Source organism: Paenibacillus sp. FSL K6-2441, assembly GCF_037964765.1.
In the GTDB taxonomy this organism is placed as follows: Bacteria; Bacillota; Bacilli; order Paenibacillales; family Paenibacillaceae; genus Fontibacillus; species Fontibacillus phoenicis.
In genome coordinates this window covers 3485001-3510817 of record NZ_CP150174.1, presented here as the reverse complement: position 1 = coordinate 3510817, position 25817 = coordinate 3485001, and the positions used below count along the sequence as shown (strand labels likewise).

Annotated in this window: 26 protein-coding genes and 1 other annotated feature (1 of these 27 only partly in view); all 26 genes read left to right on the top strand. The window is 53.0% G+C overall.

The genetic code is table 11. The annotated features are described in order from the left end of the window. Positions 1-78 precede the first annotated feature (78 nt). A complete protein-coding gene (locus tag NSQ80_RS16135; RefSeq protein ID WP_036645168.1) occupies positions 79-1452 on the top strand; it encodes a folylpolyglutamate synthase/dihydrofolate synthase family protein in 1374 nt (457 codons plus the stop codon). Between the two features lie 59 nt (positions 1453-1511). After that, complete coding sequence (gene murC, locus NSQ80_RS16130) at positions 1512-2834, top strand: UDP-N-acetylmuramate--L-alanine ligase (RefSeq protein WP_260071183.1); 1323 nt, start codon at positions 1512-1514, stop codon at positions 2832-2834. A 172-nt stretch (positions 2835-3006) separates the two neighbouring features. Beyond that, positions 3007-4167, top strand: a complete 1161-nt coding sequence (locus NSQ80_RS16125) for an SPOR domain-containing protein (RefSeq protein WP_260071172.1) — start codon at positions 3007-3009, stop codon at positions 4165-4167. 220 nt (positions 4168-4387) lie between these two features. Then, the gene (locus tag NSQ80_RS16120) at positions 4388-4993 is read left to right on the top strand and encodes a Maf family protein (protein ID WP_009225167.1); all 606 of its coding nucleotides are present in this window, start codon (positions 4388-4390) and stop codon (positions 4991-4993) included. A gap of 128 nt (positions 4994-5121) precedes the next feature. Further along, the gene (gene radC / locus NSQ80_RS16115) at positions 5122-5817 is read left to right on the top strand and encodes a DNA repair protein RadC (RefSeq protein ID WP_260071170.1); all 696 of its coding nucleotides are present in this window, start codon (positions 5122-5124) and stop codon (positions 5815-5817) included. Between the two features lie 307 nt (positions 5818-6124). Then, complete coding sequence (locus NSQ80_RS16110) at positions 6125-7159, top strand: rod shape-determining protein (RefSeq protein ID WP_009225169.1); 1035 nt, start codon at positions 6125-6127, stop codon at positions 7157-7159. Between the two features lie 96 nt (positions 7160-7255). Further along, positions 7256-8134: a rod shape-determining protein MreC gene (mreC, locus tag NSQ80_RS16105; RefSeq protein ID WP_323077460.1), complete on the top strand. Its 879-nt coding sequence runs from the start codon at positions 7256-7258 to the stop codon at positions 8132-8134. Next, the gene (gene mreD / locus NSQ80_RS16100) at positions 8131-8661 is read left to right on the top strand and encodes a rod shape-determining protein MreD (RefSeq protein ID WP_009225171.1); all 531 of its coding nucleotides are present in this window, start codon (positions 8131-8133) and stop codon (positions 8659-8661) included. Before mreC ends, mreD begins: the two co-directional genes overlap by 4 nt. A 79-nt stretch (positions 8662-8740) precedes the next feature. After that, a complete protein-coding gene (gene minC, locus NSQ80_RS16095) occupies positions 8741-9400 on the top strand; it encodes a septum site-determining protein MinC (RefSeq protein WP_009225172.1) in 660 nt (219 codons plus the stop codon). Positions 9401-9403: 3 nt separating this feature from the next. Next, positions 9404-10201 carry a septum site-determining protein MinD gene (minD, locus tag NSQ80_RS16090; RefSeq protein WP_009225173.1) on the top strand — a complete coding sequence of 266 codons (798 nt, stop codon included), beginning with the start codon at positions 9404-9406 and terminating at the stop codon, positions 10199-10201. Positions 10202-10204: 3 nt separating this feature from the next. Then, the gene (locus NSQ80_RS16085) at positions 10205-11350 is read left to right on the top strand and encodes an FtsW/RodA/SpoVE family cell cycle protein (protein WP_009225174.1); all 1146 of its coding nucleotides are present in this window, start codon (positions 10205-10207) and stop codon (positions 11348-11350) included. A 413-nt stretch (positions 11351-11763) separates the two neighbouring features. Next, positions 11764-12669 (top strand): M23 family metallopeptidase, encoded by a 906-nt coding sequence (locus NSQ80_RS16080; protein ID WP_323077455.1) that lies wholly within the window; start codon positions 11764-11766, stop codon positions 12667-12669. Continuing rightward, positions 12662-13519 (top strand): M50 family metallopeptidase, encoded by an 858-nt coding sequence (locus NSQ80_RS16075; RefSeq protein ID WP_260071168.1) that lies wholly within the window; start codon positions 12662-12664, stop codon positions 13517-13519. Before NSQ80_RS16080 ends, NSQ80_RS16075 begins: the two co-directional genes overlap by 8 nt. A 93-nt stretch (positions 13520-13612) precedes the next feature. Further along, positions 13613-14800, top strand: coding sequence for an Rne/Rng family ribonuclease (locus NSQ80_RS16070; RefSeq protein ID WP_323077452.1), 1188 nt, complete (start codon positions 13613-13615; stop codon positions 14798-14800). 55 nt (positions 14801-14855) lie between these two features. Continuing rightward, positions 14856-14944: a sequence feature (ribosomal protein L21 leader region), on the top strand. Positions 14945-14957: 13 nt separating this feature from the next. Further along, positions 14958-15269 (top strand): 50S ribosomal protein L21, encoded by a 312-nt coding sequence (gene rplU, locus NSQ80_RS16065; RefSeq protein ID WP_009225178.1) that lies wholly within the window; start codon positions 14958-14960, stop codon positions 15267-15269. 14 nt (positions 15270-15283) lie between these two features. Next, the gene (locus NSQ80_RS16060; RefSeq protein ID WP_009225179.1) at positions 15284-15619 is read left to right on the top strand and encodes a ribosomal-processing cysteine protease Prp; all 336 of its coding nucleotides are present in this window, start codon (positions 15284-15286) and stop codon (positions 15617-15619) included. A gap of 18 nt (positions 15620-15637) precedes the next feature. After that, on the top strand, positions 15638-15949 hold the full coding sequence (rpmA, locus tag NSQ80_RS16055; RefSeq protein ID WP_009225180.1) for a 50S ribosomal protein L27: 312 nt from the start codon (positions 15638-15640) through the stop codon (positions 15947-15949). 155 nt (positions 15950-16104) lie between these two features. Beyond that, positions 16105-16869 (top strand): Spo0B domain-containing protein, encoded by a 765-nt coding sequence (locus tag NSQ80_RS16050; protein ID WP_009225181.1) that lies wholly within the window; start codon positions 16105-16107, stop codon positions 16867-16869. Continuing rightward, positions 16860-18170 (top strand): GTPase ObgE, encoded by a 1311-nt coding sequence (gene obgE, locus NSQ80_RS16045; protein WP_009225182.1) that lies wholly within the window; start codon positions 16860-16862, stop codon positions 18168-18170. Before NSQ80_RS16050 ends, obgE begins: the two co-directional genes overlap by 10 nt. 129 nt (positions 18171-18299) lie before the next feature. Further along, the gene (locus NSQ80_RS16040) at positions 18300-18737 is read left to right on the top strand and encodes an ACT domain-containing protein (RefSeq protein WP_016311133.1); all 438 of its coding nucleotides are present in this window, start codon (positions 18300-18302) and stop codon (positions 18735-18737) included. A 61-nt stretch (positions 18738-18798) separates the two neighbouring features. Further along, positions 18799-20085 (top strand): homoserine dehydrogenase, encoded by a 1287-nt coding sequence (locus NSQ80_RS16035; protein WP_009225184.1) that lies wholly within the window; start codon positions 18799-18801, stop codon positions 20083-20085. Between the two features lie 34 nt (positions 20086-20119). Further along, positions 20120-21190 carry a threonine synthase gene (thrC, locus tag NSQ80_RS16030; RefSeq protein ID WP_339299866.1) on the top strand — a complete coding sequence of 357 codons (1071 nt, stop codon included), beginning with the start codon at positions 20120-20122 and terminating at the stop codon, positions 21188-21190. Continuing rightward, the gene (thrB, locus tag NSQ80_RS16025) at positions 21187-22152 is read left to right on the top strand and encodes a homoserine kinase (RefSeq protein WP_339299864.1); all 966 of its coding nucleotides are present in this window, start codon (positions 21187-21189) and stop codon (positions 22150-22152) included. The genes thrC and thrB overlap by 4 nt, the downstream gene beginning before the upstream one ends. 58 nt (positions 22153-22210) lie before the next feature. Then, positions 22211-23107, top strand: a complete 897-nt coding sequence (pheA, locus tag NSQ80_RS16020) for a prephenate dehydratase (RefSeq protein ID WP_009225187.1) — start codon at positions 22211-22213, stop codon at positions 23105-23107. Continuing rightward, positions 23107-23988 carry a branched-chain-amino-acid transaminase gene (gene ilvE / locus NSQ80_RS16015; RefSeq protein WP_085170859.1) on the top strand — a complete coding sequence of 294 codons (882 nt, stop codon included), beginning with the start codon at positions 23107-23109 and terminating at the stop codon, positions 23986-23988. Before pheA ends, ilvE begins: the two co-directional genes overlap by 1 nt. A 161-nt stretch (positions 23989-24149) precedes the next feature. Then, a protein-coding gene (locus NSQ80_RS16010; protein ID WP_339299859.1) for a LysM peptidoglycan-binding domain-containing protein crosses the window boundary here: on the top strand, positions 24150-25817 show its 5' portion. 207 nt of this gene lie beyond the right edge of the window; 1668 of the gene's 1875 nt are visible here — the first part of the coding sequence; the start codon lies at positions 24150-24152; the stop codon falls past the right edge of the window.

Sequence of the window (25817 nt, the reverse complement as noted above, 5' to 3'; positions counted from 1 at the left end):
TCAGGTTTGGAGCACCGAAGAAAAGGCTTTCGAAGATGACTTCTTGAACTACACTAATATTAAATGAAGGTGACTGACATGGGGGATCGTACAGAGGAAGAAACACGGCCGCTGAACAGCTATGCTGAAGCGGTCGATTGGATCAACGGGCTGCTGCCGTTTGGCATCCGTCCCGGCTTGGAACGGATCGAGCTCATGATGGAAAAGTTAGGCCATCCCGAACGGAGGCTGAAATTTATTCATGTGGCAGGGACGAACGGTAAAGGCTCCTCCTGCGCTTTCCTGACCCGAACACTGCGGGAATGCGGTTATCATGTGGGGACGTATACGTCCCCTTACATCACAAAATTCACGAATCGCTTCCAATATGATGAGGAAGATATCCCCGAGACGGTGCTGCTCGAGCTGGCGAACCGGGTTGCTCCATTGGTGGCTGAAATCGCCGGCACCGAACTGGGATCCCCAACCATGTTCGAGGTGAGCACAGCGATCGCGATTTTGTATTTTGCGGAAGTGTGTTACCCCGATGTGGTAGTATGGGAGACCGGGCTTGGGGGAAGGATGGATGTGACCAATATTGTGACGCCGATCGTCTCTTTGATTACGAACATCGGCTTGGATCACATGGACGTCCTTGGCGACACAATCGAGCAAATCGCCCGCGAGAAAGCTGGCATTATCAAGGCGGGGGTACCCGTGGTCAGCTGCGCCGAGCAGCCGGAGGCTGTTGCCGTACTGAAGGAAACGGCGGCAGCCAAGCATGCTACCCTCTATCTGATGGGGGAGCAGTTCCGGTACGAGCGGGTGGCGGTGGATGCCAAGGAGCAGCAGTTGCATTTTCAAGGTCCATTCCGGGAGATGGATTTTACGATTCGCATGCTTGGGGAGCATCAATGCAAGAACGCCGCCGGCGTCATGATGGTGCTGGAAGTGCTGCGGCAGTATATGGCTTTTATCCTCGAGGATGAACAGGTGCAGGACGGTTTCCGTACTTCCTTCTGGGCCGGACGGCTGGAAGTGGTGCGGGAGGAACCTCGCCTTGTATTGGACGGAGCACATAATCCGGAAGGTGCCGCTTCGCTGGCGAAAAGCCTGCCTGAAGCGTTCCAATACCGCAAGCTGCATTTGATGATGGGGATGCTGGCCAATAAGCATCATCAGGGCTACTTGAAGCATATATTACCAATAGTGGATACGCTAATTCTGACCGAGCCCGATTTTCGCCGGAAAATGGACGCCGATGCGTTGTATGAACTCGTGGCCGAACTACAGGGGATAGAAGCGAAAGCGGATTTGGAAATCATCGTGGAACGTGACTGGAGAAAAGCCCTTTCGCTTTTGGAGTCACGGACGGAACGGGAGGATCTTGGGGTAGTCACCGGCACGTTGTATCTGATCTCGGACGTGCGGGCGGCCCTTTTGCATCAAACCGATTCTGAAAAAGGCTGGTGACCATTTTGTTAAATACGACCGAACAACACGTACATTTTATCGGTATCGGCGGATATGGCATGAGCGCCATTGCCCGCGTGATGCTGGAAATGGGGTATACCGTCACGGGATCGGACGTTGCCTCCCAAGAGTTGACGGAGAAGCTCGCCGCGAAGGGAGCAAAAATCTACATCGGCCACACCGCCGAACACGTGCATGGGGCGGATTTGGTCGTTTACTCTACGGCGCTGCCGCAGGATAATGTGGAGCGTTTGGAAGCCCAAGAGCAAGGCATACCGGTGCTGCATCGCTCTCAGATGCTGGCCCGGCTGTTAAATGAGCGAAACGGTGTAGCTGTAGCCGGAGCTCATGGCAAAACGACAACCTCGTCGATGATCGCGCTGGCGATGGAGCTTTGCGGCACCGACCCAACCTACATTATCGGCGGGGAAATTATGGACATGGGCACGAATGCCAAAGCCGGACAAGGAAAATGCGTGGTTGCGGAAGCTGACGAAAGCGACGGCTCCTTCTTGCAGTACTATCCATCGCTTGGCGTAGTGACCAACATCGAGGCCGACCATTTGGAAAACTACGGCGGTGACTTCAATCGCCTGAAGGAAGCCTACGTGCAATTTCTGAATCAGATTAAACCGGACGGCAAGGCTGTCGTATGCGGAGACGACCCGAACATACGGGAATTGCTTCCTCGGGTTCAAAGCCAGATGATTACGTACGGCATCGAAACCAACTGCGATTATACGGCCCGGGAGATCGAGCTTGGGGATCGCTGTGTAACCTTTAAGATGCATCAAGGCGACCGGGAGCTTGGTACGGTGGAATTGTCTGTGCCTGGTCGGCATAATGTTTACAACGCCATGGCGACCGTCATCGTCTGCATGGAGGCAGGCATTCCGTTCAATGAAATTGTAAAAGCGTTGCGCCACTTCCATGGCGCGAAGCGCCGCTTCCAGGTGCTTGGGGAGAAGAACGGCATTCTGATCATCGACGATTACGCTCACCATCCGACGGAAATCCAAGCGACGATCGCAGCGGCCAAGGCGACCGGCAAGCGGATTATCGCCGTCTTCCAGCCGCAGCGTTATACACGCACCTTCTTCTTGTTGGATGCGTTCAGCCGGGCGTTTGGAGAAGCGGATGAGGTGATCATCACCGATATTTATTCGCCGGCCGGAGAGAAAGCGATCGAAGGCGTGAGCTCCTCGAAGCTGGTCGAATTGATCAAACAAAACAGCAATCCCGGCGCTCGTTACTTGCCGACGAAGCAGGACGTAATTGCCGATTTGCAGCATCGTTTGAAGCCTGGCGATCTCGTGCTGACGATGGGCGCGGGCGACATCTACAAAGTGGGGTACGAGCTGACCAAAGGGCTGTCTAACTAAAGCCTCAAGCTTTACCCTTCAGTATAAACGGTCTTTACCGGGCTTTGGTTCCCGGGGAGGCCGTTTTTTTCGTTTCTTACAATCTACGAACCTCACCTCTTTAGGCTTGGCATAACCGTTAGTTCGCGTTCATATGGATAGGGTAGAAGAATGGACAAGGAGCGTGCGGACCGTGAACAAAGCCAAAATGACATTCCGGTTTGACAGGGATGGCCGGGAAATCCGGCCGGAGCGGGAGATTGCTGAGGAGCCGATACGGAGGACGACACCCCAATATCGAGCGGTAGAGACGGTAGAGGAATGGGGGGATCCCTTCACGGACCATACAGGGATGGGGCTCACTGTCTTTCCGGGCGGACAAGACCAGAGACAACGCCAAGATCCGATGGGGACAACTCGGGACGATTGGGAAGAAATTTACGACAAAGACCCTTGGCAGACAGAGTGGCAGGAGGAGACCCCTCCCATCTATACCCGTCCTCACCGAACCTCCTGGTGGAAGGTGGCCGGCTCTTTGACCGGAGCGATTGTTACGGGCGCACTGTTTGGGTATGTCGTGCTATCTTTATTTAATCAGGAGATCGAACTCCCTCTTCCAGGGATTAACACGAACACGCCGCAGCAGGTGGAATCGGGAGACACAGCAAGCCAGCCGGCCATGGGGGAGATTGAAGGGGAGGACCCCGCAACCGAGGATAACGTTCCGCTTATTAGCGTCGCATTGCCGGAGCAGACTTACTACTTCCTGCAATATGGCGTGTTTAGCACGGCGCAGGGGGTGCAGCTGGCGCAGGAGGAACTGCAAGCGTCCGGTATTGCAGCTGCCCGGGATACGGTCGACGAGAAACGGGTTTATGCCGGGGTCTCCACGGATAGAGAGCAATCGAAACTGCTTACCGGTCAACTGAAGGCGGCAGGTGTGAACCTGATTTTGCACGAGATCTCGTTCCCGGCAGCGGCTAACGTCCCATTTGCCGGCGAACGCGAAGCGTTGGAAGGGTTTATGGCGCAGAGCGCAGAGCTGGTTGACCTGCTTAGCACCTCGTCCGCAGCGCTGCTGACCGAAGCGGACCCGCAGCCGCAGCAGCACCCGGAACTAGAGCAATTGGGGGCCAAGCACCAGGCCTGGACACAAAGCGCTTCGGCGATCCGCGGGAAATGGTCTACGGCGGGGGCAGCCCTGGCCGGTGAAATGGAGAAAGCGATCAACGGGGCGGTCGAGGCCATGAGCGAATATCAGAAAAACGGGGCAAAAACACTGCTCTGGGAAGTACAAAATGAGATGATGCGCTTCATTATGGCCGAGCAGTCACTCGTTCACGACGGAGTATAAATATGCAACAGGACATTTAATCCAAAGACAGGGGGCTGGAAATAGTTTCCCCTGTCCTTTTTGTGTTTGCGCCTGGGGCCATAATAATCTTATAATAGGTTAGTGTCAAAAAATGGCGGGGATGACAGCAAACCGTTGTCGATTCTTATCTATTTTTTACCAACTTATGCATGTAACCATTCAGGACATCAATTCGTTTTCTACAAAGGAGAGTTCCATAATGGATACCGCAAATTTGCGCCGGATTATTCTTGCTTCCACTTCACCTCGCAGGCGTGAATTAGTCGCATCTCTGGCGATTCCTTTCGAAGTGGTACCAAGCCATACAGAGGAATCTTTCGAAGCATCGTTATCGCCGGAGCAAATCGTGATGGAGCTTGCCGGGCGCAAAGCGGAAGCCGTTTACCGGGGGCTTGATCCTTCGGCAGACCGCAATGCGGTGATCGTCGGGAGCGATACGATCGTGGTCCGAGACGGCGAAGTTTTGGGTAAACCGAAGGACACCCAAGAGGCAGCGGATATGCTGCGAAGCCTGCAGGGACGAGAGCATGTGGTGTATACTGGCGTAGCCTGCATGGACGCCTTAACGGGGCGACGTCACGTTGATTACCGGGCGACGACTGTAAGGATGAAGGCATTGACCGAAGCGGAAATTCAAGCCTACGCCCGCAGCGGGGAAGGATTGGACAAGGCTGGGGCCTATGCGATTCAAGGACTTGGCGCTACGATCGTTACTGGAATTGAAGGATGTTATTTTAATGTGGTCGGCTTGCCGGTCTCGCTGCTCGTGGACATGCTGAAGGATTTCGACATTCAGGTGCTGTAAGCAGGAGGCTGAGCTTGCCGTGATGGCAGGTCATCGGGAAGTGATAAAGCATATCCTTCCGAACTTAGGACGGGCGTAACCGGAATAACCGGGAGCGACCCGAACCCATTCGGAAGCGGGGGATAGCGATGGAACAAGCACAAACTCCCTATATGCTGCGTGATCTTCCTTCTGAGGAGCGGCCAAGGGAACGAATGATCAAATACGGAGCGGGGGCGCTCAGCCATGCGGAATTGCTGGCGATCCTGCTCCGCACAGGAACACGCCAGGAATCGGCAGTTCATATGGCCCAGCGATTGCTCGCCGAATTAGGCGGGCTGCGCGGGTTAGTTGATGTCAGCCTGGAAGAGATGACGAGCCTGAAAGGCATCGGACCTGCGAAAGCGGTCCAGCTGAAGGCAGGGATTGAGTTGGGGCAGCGACTGGCCAAGTCACGTCTTCCGGATCAAGCAGTAATCCGCAGTCCGCACGATGCGGCTGAGCTATTGATGGAGCAAATGCGCTATTTGCAGAAAGAGCATTTTGTATGTCTTTTTTTGAATACAAAAAATCATATCATTGCTCAAGAGACGCTTTCGATCGGAAGCCTGAACGCATCGATTGTGCATCCGCGCGAGGTGTTCCGGGCTGCGATCAAATGCAGCAGCGCTTCCGTCGTATGTGCGCACAATCATCCCAGCGGCGATCCCACTCCAAGCCCGGAGGATATCCGGATGACGCGTAGGCTTTGCGAAGCGGGGGAAATTATCGGCATCGATGTGCTCGATCACATCGTCATCGGGGACGGCAAGTTCGTCAGTTTGAAAGAACGGGGCTTGATGTAACTTCAGTGAATTCAAGATTCGCCGTCGAACTTGCATCATTGATGAACTTCGTGATCGGAAGATGACTTTTTGAACAACCGTTTCAATGAAGGTTCAAACAAGTCAGGTTTCGAGCACCAAGAAGATTGGATGAAGCTAGGGGCTGAGTAGCGGAGCGTAGACAGATCTACGTGAGCAACGGAAGGCCCGGCTGAATTCAAGATTCGCCGTCGAACTTGCATCATTGATGAACTTCGTGATCGGAAGATGACTTTTTGAACAACCTCTAATATAATAGGTTAGATACAGAAGGAAAGGAAGAAGCAGCATGTTGGGTGGCTTTACAAAAGACTTGGGAATTGATTTAGGGACGGCAAATACGTTGGTATATACGAGAGGCAAGGGCATTATCGTCCGCGAGCCTTCGGTGGTAGCGATTCATACCGACACGAAAAACATCGTGGCCGTCGGAGAATCGGCCAAGAAGATGATCGGCAGAACCCCCGGCAACATTCGGGCGATCCGTCCGATGAAGGATGGCGTGATCGCTGATTTCGATACAACGGCAACGATGATTAAATATTTTATTGGTCAAGCGCAGAAGAAACGTTCGTTGTTCCAGCGCCACCCGAACGTGATGGTTTGCGTACCGTCGGGGATCACGGCCGTTGAGCAGCGGGCTGTTGAGGACGCGACGAAGCAAGCAGGTGCACGCGAAGCTTACACGATCGAGGAGCCGTTCGCCGCGGCGATTGGCGCAGATTTGCCGGTTTGGGAACCTACCGGCAGCATGGTCGTGGACATCGGCGGCGGGACGACGGAAGTTGCGGTGATCTCGCTGGGCGGGATCGTCACCAGCAAATCCGTCCGCGTGGCAGGCGATGAAATGGATGAAGCGATCATCCAATATATCAAGCGCCAATACAACCTGATGATCGGGGAAAGAACCGCCGAGCAGCTGAAGATGGATATCGGCTCCGCACTTGCGCTGGAGAAGGTTGAAACGATGGAAATCCGCGGACGCGACCTCGTGACAGGACTGCCGAAGACGATCACGATCACTTCTGACGAGATCTCCGAAGCGCTGAGCGATACGGTGGGTGCAATCGTGGACGCGGTGAAAGTCACTTTGGAGAAATGCCCGCCGGAACTCGCAGCAGACATTATGGACCGGGGAATCGTATTGACCGGCGGCGGCGCGTTGCTGCGTAACCTGGATAAACTGCTGGCCGGCGAAACCGGCATGCCGGTGATTGTGGCGGAGAATCCGCTTGACTGTGTGGCGATCGGTACGGGCCGGGCTTTGGATAATATCCACTTATTCAAATCGAAAAGTAGTTCAGCCCTTCGTTCCAAGCGATAATTTCGCGCGGAAGAAGGCACCCCTGATATCAAAGCGGCGCCGTCCTGAATTGGACGGCCAATGCCGTTTTTCCAAGAAATCATGTATGGTTGGAGGGTGCGAAAACTGTTTAAGCTGCTTGGCAACAAAAGATTATTTATTTTGTTGATGGGACTTATTTTGTTTATTGCGGTGATGGGGTTTACGCTGGGGCCAAGAACCAACTTGTCCTGGCCGGAGAAATTCGTCAAGGACACGGTTGGCTTCGTGCAATACGTGTTTTACAAGCCCGCTAGCTATGTAGCGGGCTTCTTTGAAGATATTTCGAACCTGCGCGCGCTGCAGGAGGAGAACGAGCAGCTCAAAATTGCTTTAGCGCACTATACACGTGACAAAGCGACGTATAACTGGATTGCTCAAGAAAACGAACGGTTGAAGAATAAGCTCGATTTCACTGAAGCGCAAAAGAGACTCTACGATTACACCTGGAAAATTGCCCAGGTCATCAGCGTTAATGACGATCCTGTCAATCGCACGATCGTGGTTAATTTAGGGGCTCGGGAAGGCGTGAAAGAGGGGATGGCTGTCTCCTCCGATAAAGGCTTGGTTGGCGTGATCAGTCATGTCAGCAACTTTACGTCCACCGTCCGCCTTGCGACCTCAATGGATGCCAAGGACCCGAACTCTAACGGCATCGCCGTGACGGCACAAGGGAAGGAAAACGACGTCTTTGGCATGATCGAAACGTTTGATCGCGAGCAGGGAATGTTCCTCATGACGCGCATTGAAGATGCCACTCCGCTGAAGAAAGGGGATACCATCGTCTCCTCCGGGATCGGCGGCGTATTTCCTCGCGGGATGGTGATCGGCACGGTGAAGGACATTCAGGTTGGCGAATACGGGCTGACGTATACCGCTACGGTGGAACCTGCTGCGAACTTCACCGACTGGAAGGAACTATTTATCGTATTCGAACCGGAAGGTGAAGGCGAGTGAACAAGCGCAAACTGATTTTAATTCTGCTGCTGTTCCTCTTGTTCATTCTTGAGGGAACTTTGGTTCCTTGGCTGATCCCTACGGCATGGCAGACGCGGATTGCCCCGCATCTGGTTTACGTCGTTATTCTATATTTCTCCGTTTATGAGAACCGGCATACGGGGCTGATCCTTGGTCTGGTCTTTGGGATGTTGCACGATATCGTTTTTTATGGGGCGTTGATCGGAGCCTACTCCTTCGCTATGGGGTTGTCCGGCTATCTGCTGGGGCTCTTGTCCCGCAACCAGCGGGCACCGCTGCCGCTGATGATGATCGTCGTGCTGCTGGGCGGCCTGCTGCTGGATTCGATTCTGTTCGGTACGTATACGCTGTTTGAACTGATACACCAGCCGTATACATGGGCGTTGAAAAATCACATTATCCCAAACGTTTTGGTGCAGTTCGTATTTGCTTTGGCGATATACGTACCGCTGCGTCGGCAGCTCGAAATCATTACCCGCAGACGCTCTCCCGAGGAGAACGCTTGACTTCCCGCTTATTTTGCTTGCTGTAAGCAGGAACTTTTCCGCTTCGGCGCGAATTGATTAGGGGGGGAGGGACAGGCTCATGACAGTAAAATCCAACCACGTGACGATTAAAGGCGTAAAAGATGGCCTGGTTTTCCTGCTGGACGACAAATGCGATTTTTCGAGTCTTCTGGAGGAATTAAAGTATAAATTGGAATTTAGCCATCAACATATCTTGACTGGGCCGATCATCCATGTCGATGTGAAGCTGGGGATGCGACTCGTCACTGAGGATCAGAAGGACATGATTCTTGATATATTAAAGCAAAAAGGCAATCTGCTTGTCCGCTCCTTTGAGATGCCGGAAATTGTTCGGGCGGATGCGCCGGGAGCGCTGACGACGATTGCGGGGATTGTCCGCTCGGGTCAGGTGCTGCATCATGAGGGCAACCTGCTGTTTATCGGCGATGTGAATCCCGGGGGGACGATTCGCTGTACCGGCGACATTCTGATTCTCGGCGCTCTGCGCGGGATGGCCCATGCAGGCTTTGAGGGCAACGAGAATTCGATCATTGCAGCTTCGTACTTGTCTCCAACGCAGCTCCGAATCGCGGAAACGATCAGCCGGCCCCCGGATGAATGGGAGAACCGGGAGACGAGCATGGAGTTCGCTTTTCTACGGGAAGGGAAGATGCAGATCGACAAAATCATCAATATCACCCGGGTGAGACCGGACCTTAACGTGTTTAAAGGGGTGTGAATCATGGGACAAGCTATCGTAATAACGTCCGGTAAAGGCGGGGTGGGCAAAACCACGACCTCGGCCAATATCGGCACGGCGCTTGCGCTTCTGGGGAAAAAAGTGTGTTTAGTGGATACGGACATCGGTTTGCGAAATTTGGACGTAGTCATGGGGCTCGAAAATCGGATCATTTATGATTTGATCGACGTGGCCGAAGGTCGCTGCCGACTGAATCAAGCGCTGGTGAAGGATAAGCGGTTCGATGAGCTGTATATGCTGCCGGCGGCGCAAACGAAGGATAAAAACGCGATTTCGCCAGATCAGGTCAAAGACATCGTTCTGGAACTGAAGAAGGAATTTGAATTCGTAATTATCGACTGCCCGGCGGGGATTGAGCAAGGGTTTAAGAACGCGATTGCCGGGGCGGATCAGGCGATCGTGGTCACAACGCCGGAACATGCCGCTGTACGCGATGCGGACCGAATTATCGGGCTCTTGGAGAACTCGCATATCGCTTCGCCGAAGCTGGTTGTGAACCGGATTAAAATCAATATGATGAAATCCGGGGATATGCTGGATATTGAAGGAATCCTTCAGGTGTTAAACATCGATCTGATCGGCATCGTGCCAGACGATGAGAAGGTCATTAAAGCCGCCAACAGCGGCGAACCGACGGTAATGAATCCGGACTCTTCGGCTGCGATTGCCTACCGCAACATCGCGCGGCGGATTTTGGGCGACACCGTGCCGCTGATGCTGCTGGATCAGAAGAAGGGCGTATTTACGCGCTTTAAGAAGTTTTTTGGAATGGGTGGATAACCGTTGTTTTTTAAACTTAAACATGTGGACTGGCTGATGGTAGGAATACTTGCTTTGTTTATGGTGTTTAGTACCCTCCTGGTGCGCAGTGCCATTGCTCCATATGAGACGGAATTCCAGTGGTATGATCTGAAGACGATCATATTTTACTTGCTAGGGTTCGTGGTCGTGTTCGGTATGGCTTTGGTGGATTACCGTACGTTGCTTCGGTACAGCTGGTATGTGTACGGAGCAGGCTGCGTGCTGCTGGTGCTCGTCTACCTGTTTGCGCCGGAAATCAACGGGGCGCGCAGCTGGTTCAAGATTGGCGGGTTGCAATTTCAGCCGGCCGAATTGGTTAAGGTTATTCTCATTTTGACGACGGGGTATTTATTAGGCAAAAAAATGGGGCAACCGCTTCACTTCCGGCGCGACATTATTCCGATCACGCTGGTGACGCTGCTGCCGTTTTTTTTGGTATTGATTCAACCGGACTTGGGAAATGCCATCATTTATCTCGTCGTGTTGGTAGGGATGCTGTGGATCGGCAATGCCAGATACAGCCACGTCTTGATCGGTTTAACCGCGGCGGTAGCGGGATTGATTCTGTTCGTCACGTTGTTTAACGCCTATAATACGCAGATTCAAGACTATTTAGCGAAGCATCAGAAGCTTCACTGGTATCAGCGGATCAACACGTTTATCAACCCGGATCAAGCGTCGAGCGACGATCGGCACCAATCCAACTATGCCAAGATCGCCATCGGCTCCGGGGGACTGCTCGGCGACGGTTACATGAAAGGCGACTTAAAGAACAAGAAATTCGTTCCGTATCCGTATTCGGACTCGATTTTTGTTGTCGTTGGCGAGGAGTTTGGGTTCATCGGGGCATCGGTGCTGCTGTTGCTCTACTTCTTGTTCATTTACAGGATGATCTTAATCGCCCTGCATTGCATTGATAAACGAGGCGCCTACATGATTGTTGGTATCGTTGCGATGTTCCTGTTCCAAATCTTCGAGAACGTCGGGATGATGATCGGCCTGATGCCGATTACCGGGATTACGTTGCCGTTCATCAGCTATGGAGGAACCTCGCTGCTCATCAATATGTTATGTATCGGACTGGTGTTCAGCATTAAGCTGCATCAGGAGAAATATAAGGTGGATTAGGATAAACCGGTGCCGGCAGCACCGGTTTTTTGGTTTATTGACCACCGCTGCACCTCATAGAGGTAAAAGATGGCCTTATTTTTGCGAAGTCAAAGAGATTGGCTGAAATAAGGTCATTTTTTTCCCTTATTCGTGAGAACTCCAGCATGTTTGTTGGTGAAGTCGCATCAATAAGGCCCAAAATTACCGTTATGATGTGCGCTTGAAGATAAACGTGGTGGAATAAGAACATAAATTACCTCTATTCACTTCCCAGCTCAGGAGCGATTAGGCGGATCTCCAAGCTTGTTCATATTCCATTCCTGTGGCTCATAAGTATGTAGTACAGGCCCTGCCAGAGAAGAAGGCAGCGGCAGGAACGGATGACTTATGGGACAACCACGAATTGTGGAGCGGAGCGGGGGGATAAGAGCATGGACGTGAAATCAAATGTCAAAAAGCGGAGAGCGGAGCGGATTCGGCAATTGACGATGGAAGACGCCGTAGGGCCGCTGCCGCCGGATCAGGGCTGGGGAGCTGCCCCCGGACGGGCGGCTGCACCTCCGAGAACGAAGCCATGGCCTGTTAGTGCAGGTCAGGACGACACTGATCCCGATCCCGAGCTGTTATGGAAGCGCGGGCAAGGCCGCTGGCACGATCCTTATGCTGGCGCTTATGGAAGCGGAAAGGGTGACGATGAGCTGATGGGTCCCGGGCCGGGAAAACGTTCGACGTTCTGGTTCGCGATGTTCGTTCGCCTGGTGATTAGCACGTTACTGTTTGCGGCGATCTGGGGCATGAACCGCTATGAGCCGGCCTGGGCGACGCCCATCCGCGCGTTTATTGCCAAGTCGCTTACCGTGGAGATGGATTTCCAAGCGGCCCAAGCCTGGTACGAACGTAATTTCGGAGGGGCACCATCCTTTATTCCCATCTTTAAAACCAATGAAGATCATGGGCTGAGAGTAGGAGGCGCAGCTGGTTTTTCACTGCCGATTGAGGGCAGTCTTGCCAGTCCATTTGCCTTGAGCTTAAAAGGAGTTGAAATTATTCCTGACACCGGCAGCTTGCAGGTCAAAGCCATCGAGACCGGACGGGTGCTTCGCGTTGCCCGGGAAGCCGAGACCGGACAGACCGTGACGGTACAGCATGCCGGGGGATACGTCTCGGTATATGGACATTTGGAGCAGATCTCCGTTGAAAAAGGGGACTGGCTGGAAGGGGGCGATGTTCTGGGCAGCCTTCCGCCGCGAACGCAGTCGCCATTGCCGACGCTTTATTTTGCGATCAAAAAAGATGACCGGTATATCGATCCGGCGGATGTGATTCCATTTGATTAAATGGCGCGGCATCGCGATTTCGTTCCATCCTTTTTTCGTCATTATTATGCTGATGTCTGTGCTGACCGGCCACTTTCTGGAACTGCTTGCCTTGTTCACAATCGTGTTCGTGCATGAGATGGGCCATGTGTTTGCCGCTCGCATGTACGACATCAAAGTCTTGTCCGTCCAAATGCTTCCCTTTGGAGGCGTGGCGGTCATGGAGGATGCGGGGGACCTCACAGCCGGGCGCGAGATGGTTATCGCTTTGGCAGGCCCGCTGCAAAACCTGTTGCTGATCGGCGCCTCCTTGCTGCTTCATGCCGTCGGGATCTGGGACGGGCCGTTTTTGAGCTATTTTATTCAAAGCAATCTGCTCATTGCTTTATTTAATCTGCTGCCCATCCTGCCGCTGGACGGCGGCAAAATCTCGCAGGCTTTATGCAGCCTGGTTATGCCTTATTATGCCACGCTGCTCTGGTCTTACCGTATCAGCTTGCTGTTCAGCGCCTTGCTGGTGGCCTACTCCTTCTTGCCGCTATTGCTCGGGTTAGGTGGGATGCAGCTGAATCTTCTGCTGATTGGCCTCTTCCTGCTTTATTCCAATCTGACCGATTATCGGAACATTCCCTATCGTTTTATCCGTTTTCTGGTGAACCGGGATCGCAGCTTTTCCAGACATCTGCTGAGCGGGACGTTGGCCCAACCAATCGTTGCGGAGAAAACGAAACCTTTGGATCACATTTTGCGTCTATTTAAGAGAGAAAAATATCATTTTATTTACGTGATGAACCAACAGGGGAACATCGTGGCGGTCGTTCCGGAACAACGAGTGATTTCCTCTTTCTTACAGGGAGGCTCTGGGGCTTGAAGCGCGACAGACGTGATATAATGGAACGGGCATGTTACTTGATAATAAGCGAGTTCATGATCAATGGATGACGAAAGTATGAAGGGTGAGATCATGAAGAGGATGATTGTTCACTGCGGACCTGGCTCTACCGAAATTGCGCTTCTAGAAAACGGCAAGCTGGTGGAATATGCGGCGGAGCGTTCTCAACATCGAGGACTGGTTGGCAGCTTTGTGAAAGGCAAAGTGGTTAATGTCATTCCGGGTATGCAGGCCGCTTTTGTGGATATCGGTCAAAAAAAGAATGCGTTTCTCTATATCGACGACGTGCTGCACCCTCATTTGGAGAAGCAGCCGAAGCAGAAGCCGTCGATCGCGGAGCTTCTGAAGCCAGGCCAAGAGCTGGTCGTACAGGTTGTAAAAGAAGCGATCGGCAACAAAGGTGCGCGGGTGACGACTCATTATTCTTTGCCGGGACGCTGGCTGGTCTATATGCCGACGGCTGGTTATGTTGCCGTCTCCAAGAAGATCGCATGCGAAGAGGAGAAGCAACGCCTCAAGCTGCTTGGTGAGGAGCTGCGCAGCGAGGAGGAAGGATTGATTCTGCGCACGGTCGCCGAGGAAGAGGACGGCAAGGCGATCGCGGAAGATCTCGCGCAGCTGCGCAAGCAATGGGCCGCCATCCAGGAGAAGGCGAAGCATGCGGCAGCTCCGGTCGTACTGCACCAGGATTTAAGCATGATCCAACGTTTGATGCGCGACGTATATAGCCCGGAAACGGACGAACTGATCATGGATTGTCCGGAGCAGGCGGAGGAGGCGCTTGCTTTTCTGCAGGCGATGCTGCCGGGGGAGACGCCGCGCATCATTGTGCATGAAAGCGAAGTGCCGATCTTTGATTATTATGAAGTGAGGCAGCAGATGGAGAAGGATTTTCAGCGGAAAATCTGGCTGCCGGGGGGCGGCTACCTCGTGTGGGACACGACTGAGGCGTTGACCGTGATTGACGTGAATACCGGCAAGTTCACCGGGGGAGACAGCTTGGAGGATACGGTGTTCCGCACCAATCTGGAGGCCGCGCAGGAGATGGCCCGGCTGATTCGGCTGCGGGATACCGGCGGCATTATCATCGTAGATTTTATCGATATGAACAGCGACGAGCATCGATCGGCCGTTTGGGAGCGGCTGGAGCAGGCGCTGGCTGGCGACCGTACACAGCATCATATTTTGGGATGGACCAAGCTCGGCTTGCTGGAAATGACGCGAAAAAGAATGCGGGAAGAGATTACGGTAATCAGTTGATTTTTTGCAAGGTGCATGGTAGTATATTAGGGTATGTGTCATGAGTTAGCTTGTGCACATGCTGCAACCGCTCCGATCGGGTTAACAAGTCCGCTGGACCTTTGCGTCTAACGGCACCTGAATCAGGCGAGTCTGAGACATGAGGAGGTGCAAGCAAATGTACGCAATTATCGAAACCGGCGGTAAACAATACCGTGTTCAAGAAGGCGATGTGCTTTACATCGAGAAATTGAACGCAGAAGACGGTGCAAGCGTAACGTTCGACCGTGTGTTGGCAGTATCGAAAGGTGAAGGTTTGGTAACGGGAACTCCATTGGTATCCGGCGCTAGCGTAACGGCGAAAGTCGAGAAGCATGGCAAAGGCCAAAAAGTGATCGTTTACAAATACAAACCGAAGAAGAACTACCACAAGAAGCAAGGTCATCGTCAACCTTACACGAAAGTAACGATCGAGAAAATCCAAGCGTAAGAAGGTGCGATAACTTGATTATCGTCTCCATATTACGCCGGAAGAATAACGACATCGCAGGCTTTAAGGTGGAAGGCCATGCCGGCTATGCGAAGGCCGGTGAGGACATCGTCTGCGCGGGCGTGTCGGCCGTGACCGTTGGAACGGTCAACTCGATCGAAGCGTTGACGGGCATTGTGATGGACTCCAGGATGAAGAACGGCTTTCTTAGCGCGAATCTTCCTGATACGGTCGAAACGGAAGAAGCCGGAGCACAAGCGCAACTGCTGCTTGCCTCGCTTGTCGTTATGCTGAAGAGTATCGAAGAATCATACGGGAAGTATATTCAGATACAGGACGTCATTATTTGAAGAAGGAGGTAGACTACAATGTTGAAATTGGATCTCCAGTTGTTCGCTTCCAAGAAGGGCGTAGGTTCCACGAAGAACGGACGCGACAGCATCGCGAAACGCCTTGGCGTGAAACGTGCTGATGGCCAATTGGTAACGGGCGGAAGCATTCTCGTTCGCCAACGCGGTACGAAAATCCACCCAGGTACAAACGTAGGCATCGGTTCGGACGATACGCTGTTTGCGAAAATCGACGGCGTTGTGAAATTCGAACGTTGGGGTCGCGATCGCAAAAAAGTGAGCGTCTACCCTGTGGAAACCGCTCCTGTAGCGGCTACAGTCGAAGCTTAAGAGCTATGAATCAAGAGCCCTGGCACGTTGGTGTCAGGGCTTTACTTTTTTACATACATAACGGGAGCGAACTTGGTTGAGGTATGTTATACTGGGTAGGGATGTCAGGGTGGGGAGTTTCATTCCGCCCAATCTGTTAGAGGAACGGGGAAGATATGAAACATCGGTTCATGGTGAGGGCAATGATCGTGTTGATCGCGCTCGTTAGCCTGACACTAGCTTATTTTCTGAAGTCGCCGATCGGACAGGTCCTCCTGTGCGGGGCTCTTTTCGTGTTGTTTGGGCTATATGTACGGCATCTTCGGAAAGGAGCCGAAATCGAGCGGAAGCATTTGCTGGAATCGGTCCAACGAACGGCCTCCGCCACGCTGGGTCATCATCGCCACGATTGGATGAACGATCTGCAGATTCTATATGGGTATATCCAACTTCGGAAAATTGATAAACTCGCCGATTGCGTGGAAAGAATAAAAGAACGAATGGCCGTAGAAAGTAAAATTTCCAGGTTAGGCATTCCGGCCTTGGTCTTCTACTTACAATCGTTCCGCGAGGTCAACGGTTCGATTCATCTCGACGTTGACATTGAGGACGAACTGCAGCTGGATCAATTGCTTACTGCGGAGCAAGCGGAAGAACTGACGGAGGCCATCGTGGAAACGGTGCGGATCTTCCAGTATAACGGGCGTTCTTCTTGGGGAGAGACGCTGCAGTTGAAGATGTCGATGTACCGTGAGGACGGCGAAGTCATCGTTCGGTTTGAACAGGCCGGTTCCAAGGGGAATCCGGAGGTACTTGTCCGCCTTCTTGATGAAGGAATGGCGGGATTGCGGGTTAAGGCTGACCGTGGCGATGCGGAAAACGGTTCGTTGCGGCTACGGGTGGCTTGTGGAAAAATAAACGAGGTGAACGCATGTTTGTAGATAAAGCGAAAATTTATGTCAAGGGGGGCGACGGCGGCGACGGGCTGGTCGCTTTTCGCCGGGAGAAATACGTGCCCGAAGGCGGTCCGGCCGGCGGTGACGGCGGCAAAGGCGGCGACGTGATTTTCCGCGTTGATGAAGGCTTGAGAACGCTGATGGATTTCCGCTATCAACGGCATTTCAAGGCGCAGCGCGGAGAGAAGGGGCGGAATAAGAGCCAGCACGGAGCAAATGCGGAGAACATGATCGTCCGGGTCCCCCCCGGAACGGTTGTCATTGACGACGATACCCAAGAGGTGCTTGCCGATTTGACGCGCCATGGGCAGGAGGTGGTTGTGGCCCGCGGAGGTCGTGGAGGTCGCGGCAATATCCGGTTCGCTACGCCAAACAACCCGGCACCTGAGCTGGCAGAGCATGGCGAAGAGGGCGAAGAACGCTGGGTCGTGCTCGAGCTGAAGGTGATGGCCGATGTCGGATTGGTCGGGTTCCCTAGCGTTGGGAAATCGACGTTGTTATCCGTTGTATCGGCAGCAAAACCAAAGATCGGCGCCTACCATTTCACAACGATCACCCCGAATTTGGGGGTTGTTGATGTGGGCGACGGCCGGAGCTTCGTGATGGCGGATTTGCCTGGATTGATCGAAGGGGCCCATGAAGGCGTTGGTCTGGGCCATGAGTTCTTGCGGCACGTCGAGCGGACGCGGTTGATCGTCCATGTCGTTGACATGGCTGGCTCGGAAGGGCGGGATCCTTTTGACGATTGGCAGAAAATTAACGACGAGCTGCGGCTGTACAATGCCGATTTGGAGAAACGCCCGCAGATCGTAGCCGCCAATAAGATGGATATGCCTGAAGCGGCAGCGAATTTGGAGAAATTCCGTGCCGAAGTCGCCAAGGTGCGCGGGGATTTGGAGATTATGCCGATTTCTTCATTGACTCGTCAGGGTGTCCAAGAGTTGCTCTACCGCGTGGCGGAGCTGCTGGAGCAAATTCCGGAGGCGCCTGCGATCGAAGAAGTGACCGAACTGGCGGAACGCAAAATTTACAAATTGGACAAAAAGGAAGACGAAGGCTTTACGATCCGCCGCGAAAACGAGACTTTCGTGGTGGAAAGCGCGAAGATCGAGCGGATGATGAAGCGGATGCAGCTGAATTCGCATGACGCCATCCTGAAGCTGGCCCGCACGCTGCGGCATATGGGGGTAGACGATGAGCTTCGCAAGCGGGGGGCCAAGGACGGTACGCTGGTCCGCATCGGGGACTTCGAGTTTGAGTTCGTTGAAGGCAGCAGCTACTACTGATGATGGAAAAGAGCACCTTTTGGGTGCTTTTTTTGCTATGGGTCAGGACAAAAAATCATTGCCACCCTGCGTCATATCCGTTATAATGTCCACTATATGAAAACAAAAGTCTCTAAGGAGAGGACGTTCGTGAAGGAGCACTACTATTTGGTTCGTGAGGATATTTTGCCAGAAGCGGTAGTTAAGACCTTACAGGTAAAGCAGCTCTTGGCCTCCGGCGACGCCAAAACAGTTCATGAGGCTGTTGCTCAAGTGGGGTTAAGTCGCAGCGCTTTTTATAAATATAAAGACGGCATTCATCAACTCAATCAATTCGAACGGGAAAGCATCGTGACCATCTCCTTTGATCTGGAGCACCGGTCCGGGATCTTATCGAAGGTGCTTGCGCTGATCGCCGGTTCCGGCGGCAACGTATTGACGATTAATCAGAGCATCCCGCTGCAAGGCAAAGCCAATGTCGTGATCTCCGTGGAAACCTCGCGCTTAACCGAAGAGCTGGATGAGATGCTGGATTCGCTGCAAAGCATTCCGGGCGTAAGGAGAACACAGATCGTTGGTCAAGGTTAACAAGGTAAAGAGGAGAAATTAGACGAAAAAAACCGTAATTGGATAACGGGAGGGGACGGCTGTGAAGCCTGTGAAAGTAGGACTGCTCGGACTTGGCACGGTAGGGACCGGCGTGGTCCGGATCTTGGAAGGACATCAGGAGGATCTCAGCAGTCAGGTGGGTTCGCCGATCGTCATTGAGAAAATTGCCGTTAAGACCTTAGACAAAACGCGCAGCGTCCATGTGGATCCACGAAAGCTGACGGAGGACCCCTGGTCGGTCATCCGAGATCCGGAGATCGACGTGATTGTGGAAGTTATGGGCGGCGTGGATCAGACAAAAGCTTATATTTTGGAGGCGCTCGAACGCGGCAAGCATATCGTGACCGCAAACAAGGATTTGATGGCGCTGTATGGCTCAGAGATTCTGGCCAAGGCGATGGAGCATCAATGCGACGTATTTTATGAAGCCAGCGTGGCCGGCGGCATACCGATCATTCGCACGTTGATTGAAGGCTTTTCCTCGGATCGGATTATGAAAATTATGGGGATTGTCAATGGAACGACCAATTATATTTTGAGCAAAATGAGCCAGGAAGGCGCTTCTTACGAGGATGTGCTGAAGGAAGCGCAGCAGCTCGGATACGCAGAGTCCGATCCGACCTCCGACGTGGAGGGATTGGATGCCGCTCGCAAAATGGCGATTCTCGCAACCCTCGGTTTCCGCACCAACGTGGAGCTGGACGATGTGCATGTTCGAGGCATAACTTCGGTATCCAAGGAAGATATTTTATATGCCAAGCGTCTTGGGTATGAGATGAAGCTGCTCGGCATCGCAGAACGGCAGGATGACGAATTCAGCATTACGGTTCAGCCGACCATGGTGAAGAATACGCATCCGATCGCGGCCGTAAATGGCGTTTACAATGCGGTGTACGTGTATGGGGAAGCCGTTGGGGAAACGATGTTCTACGGTGCGGGAGCCGGCGAAATGCCGACGGCCACGTCCGTGGTTGCGGACCTGGTCGCTGTCGTTAAGAACCTCAAGCTTGGCGTGAACGGTTTGAAAGCCATCGTCCCGTATAAGCCCAAGAAGCTGAAAACCGACGAACAAATCGCCTACAAAAACTTCCTGTTGCTCCACGTCGACGATAAAGCCGGCGTTCTGGCGCAGATCACCCAAGTCTTCGCCGAATACGAGGTGAGCTTGGAGTCGGTCGTACAGTCGCCAAATACGAATGTTGAAGGTGCTGAAATTATGATCGTGACGCACAATGCCAGCAAGGCAAGCATGGATAAGGTATTGGCCCATTTCGAATCGCTGGACGTCATTCATCGGATCAAAAGCGTGTATCGCGTAGAGGGATAATAACATTAATTCAGAATAAAGGAGTTCTTTTTGCATGAGATATCTCGGATTGCTGGAAACGTACAAGGAATATTTGCCGGTGAGCGACAAGACGCCGAAGCTGACGCTGCAGGAAGGCAATACCCCGCTGGTTCGCGCGGAGAACCTGTCGAAGGAGCTGGGCCTGGATCTGTATTTCAAATATGAAGGGCTGAATCCAACCGGTTCCTTTAAGGACCGCGGAATGGTGATGGCCGTCGCGAAAGCGGTGGAGGAAGGCAGCCGGACGATTATGTGCGCCTCCACGGGGAATACCTCGGCAGCGGCAGCGGCTTATGCGGCTCGGGCGGGAATCGACTGCATCGTGCTGATTCCGAACAACAACATTGCCCTCGGAAAGCTGGCGCAAGCGATGATTTACGGGGCGAAAGTGATTGCCATCGAAGGTAACTTCGACCGGGCGCTCGAAATCGTACGTGATATCACTGCCAAGCATCCGATTACGCTGGTCAATTCGGTGAACCCATACCGTATCGAAGGACAAAAGACCGCGGCATTTGAAGTGTGTGACCAACTGGGGAAAGCGCCGGATGTCCTTGCGATCCCCGTCGGCAACGCGGGGAATATTTCGGCCTATTGGAAAGGCTTCAAAGAATATTATGAGCGTGGTAAATCAACTTCTCTGCCGCGAATGGTTGGATTCGAAGCCGAAGGCGCGATGGCGATCGTGAAAGGCGAGCCTATTCGCGAGCCGGAGACGATTGCAACCGCCATTCGGATTGGCAATCCGGCCAGCTGGAAGACAGCGGTATCCGCTGCGGAGGAATCCGGCGGGCAGATCAACTACGTTACGGACGACGAAATCCTTGATGCATATCGCACCATCGCAGCCAAGGAAGGTATCTTTGCTGAGCCAGCATCCGCTGCTTCAATCGCCGGCGTATATAAACTGCATCGGGAAGGATATTTCAGAGGCGGCGAGACTGTCGTGTGCGTACTGACCGGGCATGGTTTGAAAGATCCAAACATCGCGATTAAGAGCATTGGCGGCGAACCGCTTGTCGTACAGGATACGGAGGAAGCGGTGCTGGATGCGATTGCCAAGCTGCAAGGAGCACGGGCATGATTCGCCGGGAAGGCGTCCGGGTCAAGGTGCCGGCGAGCACAGCGAATTTGGGGCCCGGCTTTGATACGCTTGGTATGGCACTTAACCTCTATGCTTGGATTGAAATGAAACCGGCCCCCTCCACGGTGATCACCCTGCATGGGGGGAACCTGGAGGGACTGCCAACCGATAAAAGCAATCTGGTGTATCAAGTCGCGCAATCGGTGTTTGCTGAAGTCGGCGTGGCTTTACCGGAACTGGAAATCTCGATGAAATCGGATATTCCGTTAACCCGCGGGCTTGGCAGCAGCGCTTCGGCGATCGTCGGGGCGCTGTTTGCAGCCAACCTGCTGATTGGCGAGCCTTTGAGCAAGGCTAAGCTGTTCGATATGGCTACAGCCTTGGAGAAGCATCCGGACAACGTTGGTGCCTCCCTGTACGGCGGGATTATTACCGCGGTCTGGGACGGGGCGCACGCGGATGTGCTGCGCATCGAGCCGCCGGCCGATCTGGAGGTGCTTGTAGCCATTCCTGATTTCCAGCTGTCCACCTCCAAGGCGCGTGAGGCGCTGCCGAAGCAGATCAGCCTGCAGGATGCGGTGTACAATGTCAGCCGCACGTCCCTGCTGACTGCGGCGTTAGCCGCTGGCCGGCTGGATTTGATCCCGGCTGCCATGCGCGATCGCCTGCATCAGCCGTACCGGGCTGCGCTCGTACCTGGAATGGCCCGGATTCTGGAGGAAGCGACAGCCCACGGAGCTTTGGGGGCTGCCTTAAGTGGAGCTGGCCCGACGCTGCTCTGTCTGACGGATCGCCGTCAGGGAGCGGACAAACAGCTGGAGTCGTTTTTGCTGGAGGTGCTGAGTGGGGAAGGCATCTCCGCGCAGACCATGCGGTTGAAGCCTTGCACATCGGGGGCAGTGGAGCTTACTATGGAGAGTGAAGGTTCTTTTCTGGATCACATTCAAGCCTACGGTTTGTGAGAGCTTCGTGATCGATTAAGATTAATGGTTGAAGCACCTTATGAGGGGAAGTCAGGAGATGAAACGAATAGCATTGCTGCCGGAAGGCTCGGTATCTCATGAAGCGGCGCTGCATCTATTTGGCGATGAGCCTGTGGAACTGCTGCATTTCAAGCAGATATCCGACGTCTTCTTAGCCACGGCCAGCGGACACAGTGATTACAGCGTCATCCCGATGGAGAATACAATTGAAGGCTCCGTCAGCCTTCATATGGATTGGCTGATTCACGAAGTGGATATTCCGATGCAGATTGAATGGATATACCCTTCCGTGCAGAATTTGATTGGCAAGAAGGAAGAGTTCCAAGCGGCCGATCCATCGGACGAGATCGATTACAGCAAAGTGACGAAGGTGCTGTCTCATCCGGTTGCGATGGCGCAGTGCTTGCAATTTATTCGTTCGCAGATGCCTAAGGCGGAGCTGGAGCATACCGGCAGCACTTCAGAAGCGGTAGAGCTGGTGAAGAAAAATCCGGGACAAGGCTGGACGGCAATCGGCACGGCACTAGGAGCTAAGCGCCATGGACTGGATGTCCTGGCTCGCCATGTGACGGATCACGATAATAACTATACCCGATTTGTTCTGATCGGCCCGCGGCCGCTTGAACTGAATCACTCGGCAGCCCAAAGCAAAACAAGTCTGCTGGTAACGTTGCCTGAGGATTTTCCGGGCGCCTTGCATCAGGTATTGTCTGCATTTGCATGGCGTAAACTGAATTTGTCGCGCATCGAGTCACGCCCTACGAAGAAGAGGCTGGGCAGTTACTATTTTATTATGGATGTGCTTGAAGCGGTTGATTCCGTGCTGCTGAGTTCAGCGATTGGTGAAATCGAAGCGCTCAACTGTCAAGTACGTGTGCTGGGGAGTTATCCCAGCTTGTCATTTGGAGAACAAAAAGCGGAGGTGCCAAAATAATGGCAGAACAATGGATTTATTTAGATGGACAATTCGTAACAAAAGATCAAGCAAAGGTTTCCGTATATGACCACGGCTTTTTGTATGGGGACGGGATTTTTGAAGGCATCCGCATTTATAACGGGAACATCTTTAAATGCAAGGAGCATTTGGACCGCCTATACGATTCGGCTAAATCCATTATGTTGGACATTCCGCTGACGTATCAGGAAATGGAAGATGCGCTGGTCGAGACGCTTCGCCGCAACGATCTGCGTAATGGCTATATCCGTCTGGTTGTCTCCCGCGGTCCCGGCAACCTCGGATTGGATCCAAACCGTTGCCCGAAAGCCTCGGTGATCATTATTGTAGAGCAGCTGGCGATCTATTCGGAAGAAGCCTACAAAACGGGGTTGAAGACCGTATCTGTGTCGACGCGCCGCAACATCCCAGACGCTTTGAATCCGAAGATCAAATCGCTGAACTATTTGAACAACATCTTGGTGAAAATTCAGTCGAACCTGTCCGGTGCGGGCGAAGCAATCATGCTGAACGCGCAAGGGTACGTTACGGAAGGGTCGGGCGATAATATTTTTATCGTGAAGAACGGGGTTATTACGACTCCTCCATGCTACTTAGGCGCTTTGGACGGCATTACCCGCCAAGCAATCATCGAAATTTGCCGCAAAAAAGGCTACAACATCCAAGAGCAGCCATTTACGCTGCATGACGTTTATGTCGCCGACGAAGTGTTCCTGACGGGGACAGCTGCCGAAGTTATCGCTGTGCGCGAAGTCGACGGCCGCATTATCGGCGAAGGGCATGCCGGCCCGATTACGCTGAAGCTGCTGGAAGAATTCCGCGCGATTGTTGATAAGGACGGATTGAAGGTTTGGGAATAATCTGACAAGGCCGACAAGAATCCTATTTTCCTTGGTCTAAGAGGAAGATAGGATTTTTTCTTTTCTAGGATGTCAAAAACCGGGCTCCTGCATAGGATGTAATAAATGGGCCCCGGGCGATCATCACGTACCGGAGAAGAAACCTAGGAGGTCTTTATCGCGTGAAAATCCATATTGTGAAAAAAGGCGATACTTTGTTTGAGCTCTCAAAAAAGTATAACGTGCCTCTGGAAAAACTGATCGAAGCTAACCCGCAGATCGCCAATCCAAATCAGTTGAACATCGGTGACAAAGTAAAGATTCCAGCTGTGGCCGTACCGATTGGCGGTGAAACGGGCAATGTTTACAAGCACGTCGTCAAGCAGGGGGACACGTTATGGAAGCTGTCCAAAGCTTGGGGATTACCTTTGCAAAGTCTGATTGATGCAAACCCACAGCTTAGCGACCCGAATCAATTGAAGGTTGGGGACATCGTCAACATACCTACGGGCATGGGAAATCCGTCAGGTGGTGCCGACAACCCTTCTGCGCCGAACGTAGGGATGTCTCCTGCGCAAACTGGTAAGAAGAACACGGCTCCCATCGCCGGTTCTGGAAAGAAAGCTCCAACCGGCGTGAAGCCAGAAGTGACAGCGCCGAAGCCGGAGAAGGTGGAGCCGGTGAAAACCGAAAAGCCGAAGGAAGCCCCGGCGAAAACAGAGCCACCGAAACAACAGCCAATCAACGTAGAACCGCCGGAGCAGCAGCCGATCAACGTGGCACCACCGAAACAACAACCGATCAATGTGGAACCGCCAAAGCAACAACCGGCGCAAGTTCAACCGCCTAAAGTAGTACCGATGGAGATCAAAATGGAAGTGGAACAAATCCAATATGAATCCACGAAGCTCCAACCGATTCATTTCGAGCCGCAAAAGCATGAACCCGTTAAGATTCAGCCCTATTCGTACGAACCGAATATCTCTCCTGCAAATTACGGGCCGCAAAACGTCAGCCCTTACAGCCATGTGCCCATGAAGGGGGAACCCACAGGAGTTAGCCCTTACGGTTATGAGCCGATGAAAGGCGAACCAAAGGGAATCAGCCCTTACGGTTATGAGCCGATGAAAGGCGAACCAAAGGGAATCAGCCCTTATGGCTATGAGCCGATGAAGGGAGAGCCTACAGGAGTCAGTCCTTACACGTATGGGCCGAATACGCAGCCAAATCAGTACCCGAACCTTTCCTATCCAAGCCATCTTCTGCCGCAATACACACAACCATCCACACTTCCGGCCATGGGTTACGCTCCGTCACCTTGTGGCTGCTCGGGAACGTCTCCTTATCCATATACGACTCAGACTCAGGAAGCCTATCCTCCATTTTATCAATATCCGATTGCAGCTGAACCCGTATCTGGCTATTATGGCAATCCTTCACCAACAGCACTGTCGCCGACGGAAGGGGAGTATCCGGGAATTTTGAACGCTAACGCGCCTGTATCGCAAATGCCGAACTTGGGAGCGGTAAGCCCGTACGCAAATCCAAATCCAAATATTCAGCCACACGCTGTGTTTCCGCAAGCCGTATCTCCTGAAGCGAATAACAATGCATTCTATCCTCAAACGATGGATTGGGGGCATCATCCCGGAATGATGCCTTGTTATGGCCCGCCCGTACCAGGTTATCCAACATCGGTGATGCCGTCAGCCTATTCTTATCCGATGGCCTATCCTGGAGCGAATAACCTGGCTCCACTAGCTAACGAACCTTTAAAGGGTGAAGTAGGCGGGATGGAAAACATGAAGGGTCACTTTGATCGGGAGGCGCAGACTTCCGCTTCCGGCGAC

Coding starts and splice junctions, on each gene's coding strand:
- NSQ80_RS16120 (WP_009225167.1), top strand. CDS start 4,388: ATGGATACCGCAAATTTGCGCCGGATTATTCTTGCTTCCACTTCACCT.
- pheA (WP_009225187.1), top strand. CDS start 22,211: ATGAAACGAATAGCATTGCTGCCGGAAGGCTCGGTATCTCATGAAGCG.
- thrC (WP_339299866.1), top strand. CDS start 20,120: ATGAGATATCTCGGATTGCTGGAAACGTACAAGGAATATTTGCCGGTG.
- murC (WP_260071183.1), top strand. CDS start 1,512: ATGAGCGCCATTGCCCGCGTGATGCTGGAAATGGGGTATACCGTCACG.
- radC (WP_260071170.1), top strand. CDS start 5,122: ATGGAACAAGCACAAACTCCCTATATGCTGCGTGATCTTCCTTCTGAG.
- obgE (WP_009225182.1), top strand. CDS start 16,860: ATGTTTGTAGATAAAGCGAAAATTTATGTCAAGGGGGGCGACGGCGGC.
- NSQ80_RS16050 (WP_009225181.1), top strand. CDS start 16,105: ATGAAACATCGGTTCATGGTGAGGGCAATGATCGTGTTGATCGCGCTC.
- thrB (WP_339299864.1), top strand. CDS start 21,187: ATGATTCGCCGGGAAGGCGTCCGGGTCAAGGTGCCGGCGAGCACAGCG.
- NSQ80_RS16110 (WP_009225169.1), top strand. CDS start 6,125: ATGTTGGGTGGCTTTACAAAAGACTTGGGAATTGATTTAGGGACGGCA.
- minD (WP_009225173.1), top strand. CDS start 9,404: ATGGGACAAGCTATCGTAATAACGTCCGGTAAAGGCGGGGTGGGCAAA.
- NSQ80_RS16070 (WP_323077452.1), top strand. CDS start 13,613: ATGAAGAGGATGATTGTTCACTGCGGACCTGGCTCTACCGAAATTGCG.
- minC (WP_009225172.1), top strand. CDS start 8,741: ATGACAGTAAAATCCAACCACGTGACGATTAAAGGCGTAAAAGATGGC.
- NSQ80_RS16080 (WP_323077455.1), top strand. CDS start 11,764: ATGGACGTGAAATCAAATGTCAAAAAGCGGAGAGCGGAGCGGATTCGG.
- ilvE (WP_085170859.1), top strand. CDS start 23,107: ATGGCAGAACAATGGATTTATTTAGATGGACAATTCGTAACAAAAGAT.
- rpmA (WP_009225180.1), top strand. CDS start 15,638: ATGTTGAAATTGGATCTCCAGTTGTTCGCTTCCAAGAAGGGCGTAGGT.
- NSQ80_RS16135 (WP_036645168.1), top strand. CDS start 79: ATGGGGGATCGTACAGAGGAAGAAACACGGCCGCTGAACAGCTATGCT.
- rplU (WP_009225178.1), top strand. CDS start 14,958: ATGTACGCAATTATCGAAACCGGCGGTAAACAATACCGTGTTCAAGAA.